The sequence below is a fragment of the Kitasatospora sp. NPDC038210 genome, from assembly GCF_055600605.1.
This window is the reverse complement of the sequence record NZ_JBVJYK010000007.1, coordinates 352,868-368,116: the sequence shown is the minus strand read 5'-3', so window position 1 is coordinate 368,116 and position 15,249 is coordinate 352,868. Positions and strand designations below refer to the sequence as shown.

Annotated in this window: 10 protein-coding genes; 6 read left to right on the top strand and 4 right to left on the bottom strand. The window is 74.7% G+C overall.

The window, feature by feature from the left end:
• The first annotated feature begins 80 nt into the window (after positions 1-80).
• The 4 genes from ACZ7KX_RS17815 to ACZ7KX_RS17800 all read left to right on the top strand — a co-directional run bounded on the left by ACZ7KX_RS17815 (position 81) and on the right by ACZ7KX_RS17800 (position 6,338).
• Positions 81-1,367 (top strand): MFS transporter, encoded by a 1,287-nt coding sequence (locus tag ACZ7KX_RS17815; protein ID WP_470327226.1) that lies wholly within the window; start codon positions 81-83, stop codon positions 1,365-1,367.
• Positions 1,358-2,509, top strand: a complete 1,152-nt coding sequence (locus ACZ7KX_RS17810; RefSeq protein ID WP_470327225.1) for a GNAT family N-acetyltransferase — start codon at positions 1,358-1,360, stop codon at positions 2,507-2,509. The genes ACZ7KX_RS17815 and ACZ7KX_RS17810 overlap by 10 nt, the downstream gene beginning before the upstream one ends.
• Positions 2,510-2,529: 20 nt before the next feature.
• Positions 2,530-3,696 (top strand): LuxE/PaaK family acyltransferase, encoded by a 1,167-nt coding sequence (locus tag ACZ7KX_RS17805; protein ID WP_350524416.1) that lies wholly within the window; start codon positions 2,530-2,532, stop codon positions 3,694-3,696.
• A gap of 71 nt (positions 3,697-3,767) precedes the next feature.
• Positions 3,768-6,338, top strand: a complete 2,571-nt coding sequence (locus tag ACZ7KX_RS17800) for an acyl-CoA reductase (RefSeq protein ID WP_470327224.1) — start codon at positions 3,768-3,770, stop codon at positions 6,336-6,338.
• A 54-nt stretch (positions 6,339-6,392) separates the two neighbouring features.
• Here the strand turns inward: ACZ7KX_RS17800 and ACZ7KX_RS17795 are convergent, their stop codons facing one another.
• Entirely contained in the window at positions 6,393-7,046 is a 654-nt protein-coding gene (locus ACZ7KX_RS17795; RefSeq protein ID WP_470327223.1) for a TetR/AcrR family transcriptional regulator, read from the bottom strand.
• 187 nt (positions 7,047-7,233) lie between these two features.
• Between ACZ7KX_RS17795 and ACZ7KX_RS17790 the strand changes: the two genes are divergently transcribed.
• Both ACZ7KX_RS17790 and ACZ7KX_RS17785 read left to right on the top strand, forming a co-directional pair.
• The gene (locus ACZ7KX_RS17790; RefSeq protein WP_470327222.1) at positions 7,234-9,489 is read left to right on the top strand and encodes an MMPL family transporter; all 2,256 of its coding nucleotides are present in this window, start codon (positions 7,234-7,236) and stop codon (positions 9,487-9,489) included.
• Positions 9,490-9,606: 117 nt separating this feature from the next.
• The gene (locus ACZ7KX_RS17785) at positions 9,607-12,369 is read left to right on the top strand and encodes a SpoIIE family protein phosphatase (RefSeq protein WP_470327221.1); all 2,763 of its coding nucleotides are present in this window, start codon (positions 9,607-9,609) and stop codon (positions 12,367-12,369) included.
• A gap of 100 nt (positions 12,370-12,469) precedes the next feature.
• On the opposite strand, the gene ACZ7KX_RS17780 is transcribed toward ACZ7KX_RS17785, so the two are convergent.
• From ACZ7KX_RS17780 to ACZ7KX_RS17770, 3 genes are read right to left on the bottom strand one after another with little or no spacing between them, the layout of a single operon-like run.
• A complete protein-coding gene (locus ACZ7KX_RS17780; protein WP_470327220.1) occupies positions 12,470-13,036 on the bottom strand; it encodes a hypothetical protein in 567 nt (188 codons plus the stop codon).
• Positions 13,033-14,430 (bottom strand): hypothetical protein, encoded by a 1,398-nt coding sequence (locus tag ACZ7KX_RS17775; protein WP_470327219.1) that lies wholly within the window; start codon positions 14,428-14,430, stop codon positions 13,033-13,035. Before ACZ7KX_RS17775 ends, ACZ7KX_RS17780 begins: the two co-directional genes overlap by 4 nt.
• Entirely contained in the window at positions 14,427-15,236 is an 810-nt protein-coding gene (locus ACZ7KX_RS17770) for an ABC transporter ATP-binding protein (RefSeq protein WP_470327218.1), read from the bottom strand. Before ACZ7KX_RS17770 ends, ACZ7KX_RS17775 begins: the two co-directional genes overlap by 4 nt.
• Positions 15,237-15,249: the final 13 nt, after the last annotated feature.

Below are 15,249 nucleotides of genomic sequence, written 5' to 3'. Positions count from 1 at the left end.
CCACCGGAACGGCCGCCGGGACAGCCCCCGATGCGGGCCCCGGAGCGGCCCCCGCCGCGGGCGGCCGCCGCCTGCCCCTCGTGCTGCGCAACCGGCGGTTCGGCGCCGTCTGGGCCGCCCAGGTCCTCACCCAGGCCGCCGGACGGATGTTCCAGGTCGGCGCGGTGTGGTGGCTGGTGGGATACGCCGGCGGCGCGGACCGCGGCCTGGCATCCGGCCTCTTCCTCGCCGTCAGCACCCTGCCCGCGGTCGCCCTGGCGCCACTGGTGGCCAGGGTCATCGCCCGCTGCCCGCACCGGACGGTGCTGGGCGGCTCGGCTGCCGCCGCCGGTCTGGTCGCCCTCGGCACGGCCGTGTGGACGTACACCACGGCGCTGCCGATGGCCGTCGCCTACGGCGCGGCGCTGCTGCTGGCGGGCTGCCAGGCGCTCTTCGACCCCTGTCTGACCACCTCCGTGCCGGAGCTGGTCGAGGACGCCGACATCGAGGCCGCAACCGGCTTCGAGCTCGCCACCCAGTCGCTGGCCGGGCTGGCCGGCGGGCTGCTGGGCCCGCTGGTGGTGGACGCGGCCGGGCCGGCGGGGATCATCACCGGGTGCGCCGGCGCCTACCTGCTGGCGGCCGCCCTGATCGGCGCGACCCGCTTCCCCACCGGCCCGGACGCCCACGCCGCGGAGCAGGCCACGGACGCCCAGGCCCCGGACGGCGGCGGACCCTCCGCGCCACGGCCACTGCGCCGGATCCTGGCCGAACTCCCCTTCGTCCGGCGGGTGTTGCTCTGCTTCGCCGCGGCGAACCTGTTCACCACGGCGGTGTTCGTGGTGATGCCCCTGTTCACCCGCGCGGTGCTGCACTCCGACGGCTCGACCGTCGCCGCACTGGAGGCGGCCCTCGGCGCCGGCACCCTGGTGGGCTCGTTCACCGGCGGCCGCGTCCCGGGCTCCCCCACCGCGGTCGGCGCCGGATGCCTCGGCCTGCTGGCCGTCGCACTCGGCCTGCCCGGCCTGCTCGACAGCCAGGCCGCGGCGGTGGGGTCGATGGCGGTCGCCGGCTGGTGCGTGGGCGTGATCGGTGTCCGGTTCGTCGCGCTGTTCCAGCGGCTGGTGCCGACCGGGGACCGGCCAGGCTTCTTCGCCGTGATGCAGGCACTGCTGGGCGCCACCTTCCCAGTGTCCTCCCTGGTGTTCGGCCTGCTCGGCGACCACCTCTCGCCGCGCACGCTCTGCCTGGTCCAGGCCCTCGGCGTCCTCCCGGTCGCCGCCGCCCTGTGGTGGACCGGCCGACGCGAACCGGCCACCCCCGACCCCGCGCCGGCCCCGCAGGGAGCCCCGGCCGCGCAACCGATCGAGGACGCCCGATGCCCGTGACGATCGCCCCCGCGGCCCCCCAGGACGTCGCCCAGCTGCGCCAGCTCTACTTCGACGTCTACGGCCACGGCTATCCCGTCGCGCTCGGCAGCGACCCGGCCGAGATGCGCCGCCTGATCGCCGACCCGCACACCCACTGGCTCACCGCACGCCGCGAGGACACCGGCCACCTGGTCGGGTCGGTGGCCGTGCAGACCGACCCCGGCAGCCGGATCGGCAAGCTGGTCGGCCTGGCCGTCCACCCCGAGCAGCGCGGCGGCGGCCTGGCCGGCCGGCTGACCGCCGCGGTCTGCGCGGACGCCTTCGCGAGCGGCGCCCAGGACTCGATCTACGCGACCGTGCGGGTGGTCACCCCGGGCCCGCAACAGGTCTTCGCCCGCAACGGCTTCCGCGCCCTCGGCCTGCTGCCGAACGCCGTCGAGGTGGCGGGCTGCGAGAGCCTGGCGCTGTTCGCCCGGCACGCCGACGGCGTCCTGGCCCGACGCGAGAGCGTCGACCTGGTGCCCGGAGCCCTGCTCCCCCTGCTGGAGGCCGCGAGGCAGAGCACCGGTGTCCACTACGGCGACCCGCAGCCGGTGGACGGCCCCCTCGCCCCCGGCGGGCGCAGCGCCCCGGTGACCGCGCCGATGGAGCTGATCACCGCGCCCGCCTTCGTCCGCCGCCGGTTCCTGGAGCTCTTCCCCGACCCTGCGCAGCGGTTCTTCCCGCTGCACGTCCCGAACGCCGTCCTCACTCCGCCGGACGGCGCGTTCGAGGCGTACGCCGACCTGGACCCGGTCGCGGCGAGCTGCTCGCTGGTGGCGGTGCACCCCTCCCCGGCCGCCGTCACCGGTGCGCTGGAGCCGCTGATGGCGGCCGTGACCCGCGCGGGCGCCGACTACGTCGAGACGCTGCTGCCGCTGTCCGACACCGCCGGTCTGCACGCCTTCCTGGCGGCCGGGTTCATCCCCAGCGCCGTCTACCCGGCGATGCGCCGGATCGGCGAACGCTTCCACGACTACGTCGTGCTGTCCCGCACCAGCCGTCAGATCGACTTCAGGACCACCGCCGTCGGCAGCCCGCTCCAGCCGTACCTGCCGGCCTACCTGACCGCCTGGACCTCGACCTACCTGCCCCTTCCCCTGGCCGAGGTCGCCCCATGACCGATCCCGAGGTTTCCCCGTTGAACATCCATCTCGCGCCCGTCGAGGTCCCGGACCCCGCCGCGCTCCCGCACGTCCAGCAGCTGTGCGACCTGGCCGCCCCGTACGCGGCGGGGCCGGAGACGGACCGCCTGTTCGCCGCCGCGATGGCGGAGAGCCACGCCTGGCACGCGCAGCGCTCGCCGTTCTACCGCTCCCTGCTGGACGGCCCGGCGGAGGCCGCCGCGCCGACCGTCGGCGAGGACGTCCGCACGCCCCTGGTGCACGCCAACTTCTTCAAGCGGCACGAGGTGCTCTCCATCCCCCGGGAGGAGGTCTTCCTCCACCTGACCTCCTCCGGCACCACCGGCCAGAAGTCGCAGATGTTCTTCGACGCGTGGACGATCCGGTCCGCCCAGCGCATGGTGGCCCGGATCTTCGACCACTACGGCTGGATCACCCCCGACCAGCCGGTCAACTACCTGCTCTACAGCTACGAGCCCGCCCCGCAGCTCAAGCTCGGCACCTCGTTCACCGACAACTACCTCTGCGACTTCGCTCCGGCCCACCACACCACGCACGCCCTGCGGCACACCGGCGGCGGCCACGAGTTCGACGTCCACGGCTGCATCGCCGCCCTGCAGCGCTACGCCGAGGACGGCCTGCCGGTCCGGATCCTCGGCTTCCCCGCGTTCCTGCACTTCACCCTGGAACGGATGCGGACCCTCGGCCTGCCGCCGCTGCAGCTGCCGGCCGGCTCGCTGGTCCTGCTCGGCGGCGGCTGGAAGGGGCACACCGACCGGCAGATCGGCAAGGACGAGTTCTACGCCGCGGTCACCGAACAGCTGGGCGTCCCTTCGGAGCGGATCCGGGACACCTTCGGGTCGGTCGAGCACTGCGTGCCGTACATCGAGTGCGAGCACCACCGCCTGCACGTCCCGGTCTGGTCGCGGGCCGCGGTGCGCGACACCCGCACCCTGCAGCCGCTGCCGTTCGGCGAACGCGGCTTCCTCCACCTGGTCTCCCCGTACATCACCTCGGTGCCGGCGCAGAGCGTCGTCATGGGCGACCTCGCCTCGCTGCACCCGGCGCAGGAGTGCCCCTGCCCGCTTCCCACGCCGTGGTTCACCGTCCACGGGCGTGCCGGCGTCAGCCGCAACCGCACCTGCGCGGCGGCCGCCGCCGAACTCCTGAAGGGACTGTCGTGAACCCGGAAACCATGAACCCCGAGGCCCTGGAACCGGAAGCCGTAACCCGGGAACCCGGGAACCCCGACGCAGTGAACCCCGACGCCGTGGAGTCCGACGCCGTGAACCTCGAACTCGCGGCGGCTGGAGTGCACTTCTGGCAGGGCTCGTTCGTCGACGACGAGGAGGCCGCCCGCCGGCTCGCCGAGCTCCCGGAGCTCGCCACCCGCACCCTCGCCGAACCGCTGCCCACCGAGCTGGTGCTGAGCGCCTGCCGGCACCTCGCCGACGCCCTCGGCAGGCCGGACGGCCCCGTCCGCGCCCGCCTGCTCGGCGTGCTGAACGACGGCGGCACCGACCCGGAGGAGGCCGCCGCGACCCTCTCCGAGATCGCCGACGCGATCAGCCGCCCGGCCCTGGAGCGCAAGCTCCGACGCGAACTCGGCGGGCTGCACCCCGAGCGCCTCACCCGGCCCGACGCCCGGGAGACCACCTTCGAGGCCTGGGCCCCGGTCGGGCTGCTGGTCCACATCGCCCCCGGCAACGCCGCCGCCGTCGCGCCGTTGAGCGTCATCGAGGGCCTGCTCACCGGCAACCTCAACGTGCTGAAGACCAGCAGCGGCGACACCCTGCTCGCCCAGCACCTGCTCGCCGCGCTGGCCGCCGCCGACCCGACCGGCGCCCTGGCCCGCCGCATCGTCGTGCTGCGCTTCTCCTCCGCCCGCACCGAGTGGCTGCGCATGCTGTGCGCGCCCGCCGACGCGGTGGCGGTCTGGGGCGGCGAGGACGCCGTCCGCTCGGTCGCCGAGCTGGTGCCGGCCGGCTGCCGGCTGATCGAGTGGGGCCACCGGATCTCCTTCGCCTACCTGACCCGTGACGCGTGGTCGGACGGGGCGACGCTGGACGCACTCGCCGCCGACGTCTGCCGCTTCGAGCAGCAGGCCTGCTCCAGCCCCCAGGTGGTCTACCTCGACACCGAGGACCACGCCGAGGTCTTCGCGTTCGCCGAACGCTTCGCGGCCCACCTCGCCGCCACCTCCGCCGAGCTGCCCCGGCCCGAGCTCGAACCGGCCGAGCACGCCGAGATCACCACCACCGAACTCGTCGCGCGGCTGGAGGAACACCTCGGCCTCACCCGGGTCACCGCCGCCGAGGACGGGTCCTGGCGCGTCCTCGCCGACACCCGCCCGGCCTTGGCGGCCTCACCGCTCAACCGCAGCGTCTGGGTCAAGCCGCTGCCCCGCACCGCCGTGATGACCGTGCTGCGCCCGATGCGCCGCTACCTGCAGACCGCCGCGATCGGCGGCAGCCGCGCCGACGTCGCCCGGCTGTCGCAGGCCGTGCTCGCCGCGGGCGCGCTGCGGGTCACCCCGGTCGGCGGGATGCTCGACAGCTACCACGGCGAGCCCCACGACGGCGTCTACGCGCTCCAGCGCTACGGCCGGCGCGTCAGCGTCCGGGCGGACGAGGGCTTCACCACCACCGCCTGCCTGGACGACCTGGCGGCCCCCGCGGTCGTCCCGGCCGCTCCGAGCGGCCCGCTGCTCGACAAGGCCGGCGTGCAGGAGCAGCTGCGCACCCTCGAACCGGCCCACGCCCACCTGTACTTCCGCAGCGGCGGCAGCACCGGCGCGCCGGCCCTGTCGGTGTTCACCAACGCCGACTACGACACCCAGATGCGGGCCGCCGCCGACGGCCTGCTCGCCGCCGGGTTCGACCCGGCCCGGGACCGCGCCGCCAACCTCTTCTACTGCGGCGGCATGTACGGGAGCTTCATCAGCTTCTTCTCCATCCTGGAACGCCTCAACGCCACCCAACTGCCCATCGCCGCCGGCCCCGACCACGCAGCCACCGCCGAGGCGCTGGTGACGCACGGCGCCGACGCGGTGTTCGGCATGCCCTCCTACCTCTGGCAGCTGTTCCACGCCCAGGGCGCGGCACTGCGCGCCTACGGCGGGATCCGCAAGGTGTTCTACGGCGGCGAGCACTTCACGGCGGAGCAACGACGGGTGCTCACCGAGGAGTTCGGCGTCGAGGTGATCCGCTCGGCGTCGTACGGCAGCACCGACCTGGGGCCGCTCGGCTACCAGTGCACCCACGCCGGGGGATCGGTCCACCACGTCCTGACCGACCTGCACACGCTGGAGATCCTGGATCCGCAGGCCGACCGCCCGGCCCCCGCCGGACAGCCGGGCCGCCTGGTGTTCACCAGCCGCACCCGTGCCGGGCAGCGTCTGGAGCGCTACCAGATCGGCGACCTCGGCCGCTCGGTCGAGGGCGTCTGCCCGTGCGGCAGCCACACCCCGCGGATCGAACTCCTCGGCCGGTACGGGGACGTCGTCCGGGTCGGCACGTACTTCCTCAACGTCCGGCGCTTCATCGCGGTGGCGGAGGAGCGCCTCGGCTACCGCGGCGAGCTGCAGCTGATCCTGGACGCCGGCGACGGCCGGGAGCGGGTCACCGTCCGCCTCGACGAGAGGTACGCCCCCGACCCCGCGGCCGCGGCGGCCGCCTTCCCGGCTGCCATCCCCGAGCTCGCCTCCGCCGTGGACGAGGACCTGCTCGCCTTCACGGTCGAGACGGCCGACAGCGGGGCCTTCGAGCGGACGGCCACCAGCGGCAAGCTCCGCACGGTGATCGACCGGCGACAGCTCACGGTGTGATCCGTCGGTAGCACCGCACGCGGCCGGGGCCCGGGACACGGGCTCCGGCCGCGGTCACAACCGGTCCTCGGGCGGTGCCAGACCCGCGGTGCGCGCGGCAAGGCACGCCTGGGCGGTGAAGAGGCGGTCCCGCGCCTCCCGGTCGAGGGAGTCGAAGTGCCCGTGCGCCTCAAGGGTGACGAAGCCGTGCACCGTGGCCCACGCCAGCAGCATCGCCTCGCCGGCGTCGGGCACCAGCGGGCTGCCGAGCCGGCCGCGCTCGGCCGTGTCCGCGACGATCTCGGCCACGTGCTCCATCACCCGCCGGCCGGCCGCAACGGTCGGGCCGTCCGCCGGGGCCGCGTACCCGGGCACCGGGGAGCCGAAGATGAGGGCGAAGCGCTCCGGGTTCCGTTGCGCCCACGCGCGGTAGGCCGTGCAGGTGGCCAGGAAGCGACCGTCCAGGTCCTCCGGCGGGACCGTGTCCCGCGTCGCCGCCAGCGCGCCCGACAGGCCGTCGTAGGAATCGGCGACCAGGGCGGTCAGCAGCTCGTCCCGGTCGGCGAAGTAGCGGTACAGCGCGGGCGGGGTCATGCCCATGCTGCGGGCGATGTCGGTGAAGCGGAGGTTCGCGCTGCCGTGCTCGACGATCAGGCCCAGGGCCGCGTGCTTGATCTCCTCCACGGTGCCGGCCCGCACCCGCTCACGGCGGCTCAGCCCGCCGCTCACCCCGTTCGATCCGTTCGTCCTGTCCACCCCGTTCGCCCCGCCCGTCATCGCGTCTCCATCGGCTCCGTGCGGCAGTCACGGCATTGACAATCCGTACCCGTCGCAGGAAACGTTACGCCACATCAGAAGCGTTATGAAGCGTAACGCTCTGCTGGGGCGGAGCCCCGCACGACGTACGGAGGACCCCATGTCCCAGGGACCGCAGGGCGGCCGGCGCACGGCCGCCGGTGACGCCGGGCCGCACCGGCCCGGCCCGCTGGGCCGAATAGCCGGCTGGAGCTTCCGCAACCGCGGCCGCACGGTGCTGCTGTGGCTGCTCGCCGCCGGCGTGGCCCTCGGGCTCTCGGTCGGCCTCGGCGCGAAGTACAGCGCGGACTACTCCGCACCCGGTTCGGACTCCAAGCAGGCCCAGGAACTGCTGGCCCAGGACTTCCCGGGGCTGGGCGGCGAAACGATCAGCCTGGTGCTGACCTCCGACAACGGCGTGACCGACGACGCGAGCCGCACCCGCGTCCAGGGCCTGCTCGCCCGGATGTCCGAGGTGCCGCACGTCAGCGGCATCGACGACCCGTACGGTCCGCGCGGCAAGGTGTCGGCCGACGGCCGCACCGCGCTGGGACAGATCCACCTCGACGTCGCCAATGCCCCCGACATGCCCAAGGCGGACACCCGACGGCTGCTCGACCTCGCCCGACCGGCCGACGGCGGACTGCACGTCCACCTCGGGGGCATGACGGTCCAGCAGGCCGAGCAGGGCTCGATCGGCTCGGAGGGCATCGGCATGGCGGCCGCCGCCCTGATCCTGGTGCTCACCTTCGGCTCGGTCGTGGCCGCCGGCCTGCCGCTGCTCACGGCGCTCGGAGGGCTCGCGGTGAGCAGCACCCTGCTGCCGGTCCTCGCGGCGGTCATGCCGGTGCCGGACTGGTCGACCTCGCTCGCCGCGATGCTCGGCATCGGCGTCGGCATCGACTACGCGCTGCTCCTGGTCACCCGGTTCCGCGAGTGGCGCGCCGAGGGGCTGGCACCCGAGGCCGCCACGGTCGCCGCGCTGGACACCGCCGGCCGCGCGGTCGTGGTCGCCGGGATGACCGTGGTGGTCAGCATGCTCGGGCTGTTCGCGATGGGTCTGTCGTTCATGCGCGGTGCCGCGGTCTCGGCCATCCTCTCCGTGCTCGTGGTGCTCGCCGCGTCCGCCACCCTCTTCCCCGCCCTGCTCGGCTACCTCGGGCGGCACATCGAGCGCCTGCGGCTGCCGCTGCCCCGGCGCCGCGTCACGCAGCCCGGGAGCACGGTCGCCGCCGGCTGGCTGCGCTGGAGCCGGCTGGTCGAACGCCACCGCGTCCTCGGTGCCGTCATCGGGGTCGTCGTGCTGCTGGCCCTGGCGGCGCCGTTCCTCGGCGTGCGCTTCGGCTTCCCCGACGCTGGCAACGACCCCGCCGGACGCTCCAACCGGCTGGCGTACGACTCGGTGGCCGCCGGCTTCGGGCCGGGCAGCAACGGGCCGCTGCTGCTGGTCGCCGAGGTGTCGCCGGACGCCCCCGCCGACGCGACGGCCGCGCTGCCCACCGCACTGCGGGCGGCACCCGGCGTCGCGGCCGTCACCCCTCCGGTGCCCGGCTCCGACGGGCGTTCGCTGCTGCTGACCGTCGTTCCGGACGGCGGGCCGCAGAGCACGGCGACCAAGGCCCTGGTCCGCGACCTCCGCGAGCACGTCATCCCCGCCGCCGCCGGCCCCGGCGTCCGGGTGCACGTCGGCGGGGCGACCGCCACGGCGATCGACAGCACCGACAACATCGCCCGCCGCATCCCGCTGCTCGTCGGCGGCGTGGTCACGGTCTCGATGCTCCTGCTGCTCGTGGCCTTCCGCAGCCTGGCCGTCGCCCTCAAGGCCGCCGTGATGAACCTGCTCTCGGTCGGGGCCGCGTACGGCGTGGTCGCCCTCGTCCTGGAGGGCGGCACCGCCGGGCGACTGATCGGCATCGACAACCCCACCCCGCTGCCCGCCTTCGTCCCCGTGCTGACCTTCGCCGTCCTGTTCGGCCTGTCGATGGACTACGAGGTGTTCCTGGTCAGTCGCATGCGCGAAGCCTGGCTGCGCTCGGGCGACAACGCGGAGTCCATCGTCAGCGGGCTGGCGGGCACCGCGCGGGTGATCACCGCAGCGGCGGCCATCATGGTCGCCGTGTTCGCGGCCTTCGTCCCGTCCCCCGACCTACCGATCAAGGTGATCGGGGTCGGGATGGGATCGGCCATCCTGATCGACGCCACGCTGGTCCGGCTGCTGCTGGTGCCGGCCGTGATGCACCTGCTCGGACGCGGCAACTGGTGGCTGCCGTCCTGGCTGGACCGTCGGCTGCCCCAGCTCCACGTCGAGGGGCACACCGAGCACTACCGGCCGGCAGCCGCGTCCGAGGCACCCCGTTCCCCGGCGGTGGTCGGCTGACGGTGGTCGGCTGACCGGGTGCGGGCCGGGCTGCGGCGATGCCCGCCCGGCCCGCACCCACCGGCCACGCACCGGCCCCGCTTGACAGTGGCGTCGGCCGGACGTAGACGGGGAAGCATGAACCGGCACGACCCCGGCGAGCGGGCGGGACCGCACGGGAGCACGGCGGCCCGTACGGCCACGGGCGCCGCGGCGGGCACCGGTGCCCCCGAGCGCGCACCCGGGGCGGGTGAGCCCGACCGGATGCGGACCGCGTGCGAGGACGCCCTGGTGACGGCCGTGGTCAAGGCCGTCGCGGAGAGCGGCGCCCACTCCGGGAGCGTCTTCCTCCGCTCCCGGGACGGACGGTCCGTGGTGCTGGCCGCCGCCTGCGGCACCCCGCCCTCCCTGCTCGGCGGCTGGCGGCTCATCCCGGTGAACAGCCCCATCCCGGTGGCGGTGGCCTACCGCTCGGGCCGGACGGTCCACCTGGCCGACGCCGCCGAAACGGTACGCCGGTACCCCCAGCTCGCGGTGGCCCTCCCGTACGCGTTCGGCTCGGCATCGGTGCCGGTCCGGGCGGGGCAGGAGAGCCTCGGGGCGCTGGCGGTGGTGTGGGCGGCCGCGTCCGGGCACCCGGGACTGTCCCGGACCCAGCTCCGTCACCTGCGGACCATCGCCGGCCGGCTCGGCGCCACCCTCGCCGACCTGCGAGCCCGCGGGGGCGCCCTCGACTGCGACGCCGGCACCGTCCCCCTCCAGGTGCCGGCTCCCGACGCGCCGTCGGTGCGGGTCGGCCTGTTCGACTGGCGGCTCGACACCGGCGCCGTGGTCGCCGACGAGGAGCTGTGCGCCCTGTTCGGCCTCACGCCCGGCACGTTCGACGGCCGCGCCGAGACACTGGCCGCCCGGCTCCATCCCGCCGACCGGCTGTCGCTCCGGGCCGCGGCCCGCACGGCCCGTGCCGACGGCAGGGTGCTCGCCCGGCGACTGCGCGTCCGCACCACCTACGGGTACCGCACGGTGGAGCTGTGGGGGCGCGTACCGGAGGTGCCCGGCGAGGAGGCCCGGTCCCACCTGGTCGGCAGCGTGCTCGACATCGGGGCCGGCGCCGCGGCCGTCACCGCGGTCCAACGGCTCCGGGACGGACTCTTCTCCCTCACCCCGGACGGCCGGGTCGCCTACACCAATCACGGCCTGGAACAGTTGCTCGGCGTGTCCGGTCCGGAGCTGCTCGGCAGCTGCCTGTGGGAGGTCGTCCCCTGGCTGTCCGATCCCGTCTTCGAGGACCGGCACCGGGCTGCGATGGTCTCCCAGCAGCCCATCACCTTCCTGGTCCGCCGCCCACCCGACCGGTGGCTCGCCTTCTCCCTGCACCCGGACGCCAACGGCGTGACCGGCAGGGTGGCGCCCGCGGCCCCTCCGCAGGCCGCCCCTTCACAGGCCGCCGGCCCGCCGGTGGGGGCCCGGCAGGCGGAGGCGGGGGTGGATCCCGATCTGGATCCCGAGCTGGATCCCGAGGACCCGACCGGTGCCCCGTGGGGAACCCGGCCCGTCCCGTCCGCCCCGTCCGACGTGTCCGCCCCGTCCGACCCGTTCTCCCCGGCCGACCAGGACCCGCCGACCGACCTGGCCGCACCCGCACGCCTCGGCGCCATCTACCGCATGATGCAGCTGGGCAGCGCGCTGACCGCGGCGGTCACCATGGACGAGGTGTGCGAGGTCGTCTCCGCCCAGCTCCTGCCGGCCTTCGGCGGACAGCACCTGGCCGTCTACGCCATCGAGGAGGGCCGGCTGCACCTGCTCTTCCGCACCGGCCACCACGACCGCTTCCTTCACCACCTGGAGGGCCGACCGCTCGACGCCCCGCTGCCCGGAACGGAAGCGCCGGCCCTCGGCGTGCCCCTGTTCATCGAGGACCGGCGCGACCCGCCCGACGACCGGCCGCCCCGCAGCGGAGCCGGAGCCGAAACCGGGGCCGGGGCAGGACCCGGCGAAGGACTCGGGGAAGCCGTGGGCGCCTGGGCCTACCTGCCGCTCATCGCCTCCAACCGTCCCGTCGGCGCCTGCCTCCTCGGATTCGACGACGTCCACCACCTCACCACCAAGGACCGCGGCATCCTCACCGCGCTCAGCGGTCTGATCGCCCAGGCACTGGAACGCGCCCGTCTCTTCGACGCGAAGAACGCCCTCGCCCACGGCCTGCAGCACGCGCTCCTGCCACACCGCCTGCCCGTCCTGCCGGGCATCCTCACCACCGGCCGGTACCTGCCCGGCACCAGCGGGATGGACATCGGCGGCGACTGGTACGACGTCATCCCCACCGGGGACGGCGTGGCGCTCGTCGTCGGGGACGTCGAGGGCCACAACATCGCGGCCGCCGGCACCATGGGCCAACTGCGCAGCGCCGTCCGCGCCTTCGCCACCGCCGGCCACTCCCCCGGGGCGGTCCTGGCCGGCACGAACCGGCTCCTGGCCGACCTCGACCCCGGGCTGCTCGCCAGCTGCTGCTACCTCCGCATCGAACCCGGCAGCGACTGCGCCTACGCCGTCCGGGCCGGGCACTGCCCGCCGCTGCTGCGCCACCCCGACGGCAGCACCGAGGTGCTGGAGCTGGCCGGCGGCCCGCTCCTCGGCGTCGTCGGCACCAGCAGCTATCCCGAGACCCGGCTGGACCTACCCCACGGCTCCGTCCTCGCCCTCTACACCGACGGCCTCGTCGAGGAACGCGGCCGCGACTTCGACCTGGGCGTCGACGAACTGCGCGCCGCACTGGCCCACGCCCGCGCCGCGGACCTCGACGAACTCGCCGACCACCTGCTGCGCAAGGCCCGGCGCTCCCCCCACCGCTCCGACGACATCGCCCTGCTGCTCACCGCCTACCACCCCGCCCCGGGCTGACCCCGACACCGGGACGAGCCGTCGACGGACCCGGCGCCGGCGGGCCCGCCCGGTGGCGCGGATGGCAGGCTCCCCGCAATCGGCCTCCGGGGCGTACCCGTCACCGCCCGGGCCCTGCTACGGCGTACCCCACGGTGCCGGTCGCGAACAGGACCCACGCGGTCCAGGCCGACGCCGTCGTACCGGGCGGGAAGAGCATCCAGTTCACGACCTCCCCGACGGTACCGTTCGGGGTCGGGACGAAGAGGGTGAGGCCGAGCCAGCCGGTGGGCAGGGTCCAGGCGAGGTGCGCACCGCACAGCGCGGCCCCGAGGCCGGCCAACCCGACCAGCCCTGCGGTGTCCCGGACGACGACCCCGGTGGGGGCGAGCTTCGTTCCCACCGTCTGGACCGTCAGCAACGCCACTGCGGCGACCGTACCGATCAGCAGGACGTGCGCCGCTCGGCGGGGCATCCACCGGATCGCCGCCGTCCGTTCCAGCACCACGTCCGGCCCGCCGAGCCCGACCGAGGCCGACGCCACGTACGCGGTGAGGACGAGGAGCGCCAGCGCCAGGTCTGCCGGGCCGGGCTCGACGAGGGTCCACACCGCCAGCGTCACGAGGGCGACCGCGGCGGCCGAGCCGGACACCTGCCGTGACCGGGCGTACAGGGTCAGCCACCTCATCGGGACGCCTCCCCCGCCAGCAGCAGGAGCGGATCGCCCGGCGCGCAGGAGAAGGCACCGGCGCGCAGTCCGAGGATCCGGGAGCGCTGCTCGTCCGGTGATACCGCCATCAGTCTCCGCCACGTCGCGTCGGCGTCCGCCCAGGTCTTCTGCGCGTAGGCGTCGGCACCCTTCTCGGTCAGCGGTCGGAGCTGCGGATCGTGCAGGACCCAGCTCACGGCGATGCTCTGGGACGCGACGTCACCGCTCCCGGAGCCTTCCCGGTCGTTGTTCCCGTGGCAATTCGGCGCCAGCCCCTGGGAGATCAGGGCGCGCGTCAGTGCCTCGCCCTTCGCGTCGGCGAACAGTCGCTCGTCGAAGTCGACCAGCACCACCTCGTCGGAGAGCTCTCGGTCGTCGCCGAGCGCGCGCAGCCTGTTGTCCTCCCGCACCGTGTGCGGTGCCCGGTCGCCCAGGACGCCGCGCAGCACGCTCAGCGCCTCCTCGCTGCGCAGCACGAGCTCGGGCAGACGTGAACGGTTCGCCTGCGTCACGCACACCGGCCCGTCGCAGACCAGGGCGGCAGCGGCCTGGTCGACGACGTAGGAGTCGCGCGGAGCGCCGGGCAGGACCGGCAGGGCCAGGGCCGCGCCGACCAGGACCGGGACGACCGCGAGCAGCTTGGCCCGCCGGGTCACGGCCGACAGCAGGGCGAAGCCGGTGGCGAGCAGACCGAGCAGCCAGAGCGTCTGCCCGACGTGCACGGCGCCGGACAGGGTCAGCAGCATCTCCCGGGGCTCCGGGACCGCCGGGGACAACAGGACGAGCCGGTTCGGCGCCCGGCCCGCCGGCACGAGACCCTCCATGGCCGGTCGGAGGAGGTTCGTCAGCACGAGGAAGCACACCACCAGGGCCGGCGGGGTGAGCACATGGGGCAGGGTCCGCGCGACGCCCATGCCGAACACGGCGCCCGCGACGAGGCCCAGCGCCGCCACCAGCGAGATCGGCAGCCATCCGAGGGTGGTGTAGGTGGTCCGGCCGAGGGCCACCTGGAATCCACCGGCGAGGACCAGCACCCCGAAGCCGACCGCCAGCGGCAGCGCCATCGCACCGGCGGGCACCGCCGCGCGACGCCAGGCCGGCCGCGGCGTGGTCGACAGGAGTTCGGCCACCCGCGAGCGGGAGTCGCGCAGCCCGTACACCGCGCCCGCGCCCACCACGAGCGGCCACCAGAAGGCGAGCAGGTAGCGGGTCCACATGGCCATGGGGGTCCACTGGGCCGCCCACCCGGCGGTGCCCCTCCACCAGATCCCGTCGATCAGGAAGAAGACCGCCAGGCTGCCGAGAAGGACGAGGACGCCCGCCCAGGGGGCGGCGGAGCGCTTCAGTTCGACGCGCAGGAGACGCCCGTTCACCAGATGCCTCCCGGCTGGCCGAAGTCGCGGAGCAGCGCCGAGTAGCCGCGCTCCAGGGGGCTGTCGCCGGGGTGCTCGGGGCTGCCCGCCGCGGCCAGGTCGTCCGGCGTGCCCTGGAACACGAGGCGGCCGTCGGCGAAGAGCACCACGTCCGAGCAGGCGGCCGCGACGTCCTCGACCAGGTGGGTGGAGACGACCACGCACGTGTCGCGGCCCAGGTCCTGGAGCAGCTCGCGGAAGCGCAGCCGCTGCGCCGGGTCCAGGCCGGCCGTCGGCTCGTCCAGCAGCAGCACCTCGGGGTCGTTGACGATGGCCTGGGCGATGCCGGCCCGTCGCACCATGCCTCCGGACAGGGTCTTCATCCGGTGGTCGGCGCGGTCCGCCAGGCCCACCCGTTCCACCGCCCGCTGGACGGCTGCGGGGACCGCCGCCTTCGGCACCTCCTTCAGCCAGGCCATGTACTCGACGAACTCGCGCACCGTGAAGCGCTTGTAGTAGCCGAACTCCTGCGGCAGGTAGCCGATCCGGCGGCGCAGGGCCCGGTGGTCGCCCATCGCACGCACGGAGGTGCCGAGCAGCTCCAGGTCGCCCTCGGTGGGGCGCAGCACGGTGGCCAGCGTCCGGATCAGGGTGGTCTTCCCCGCTCCGTTGGGCCCCAGGAGGCCGTGGGCGCCGGTGCCCAGGGAGAGGTCGAGCCCGTCGACGGCCATCTTCTTCCGTCCGACGCGCACTCTGAGGCCGCTGGCCCGGATCTCCCAGGCATAGGTCTTCGGCGCGGTGTCAGCCGCGGTCATCTGGGGTGCCATGCGGTGGTCCCTT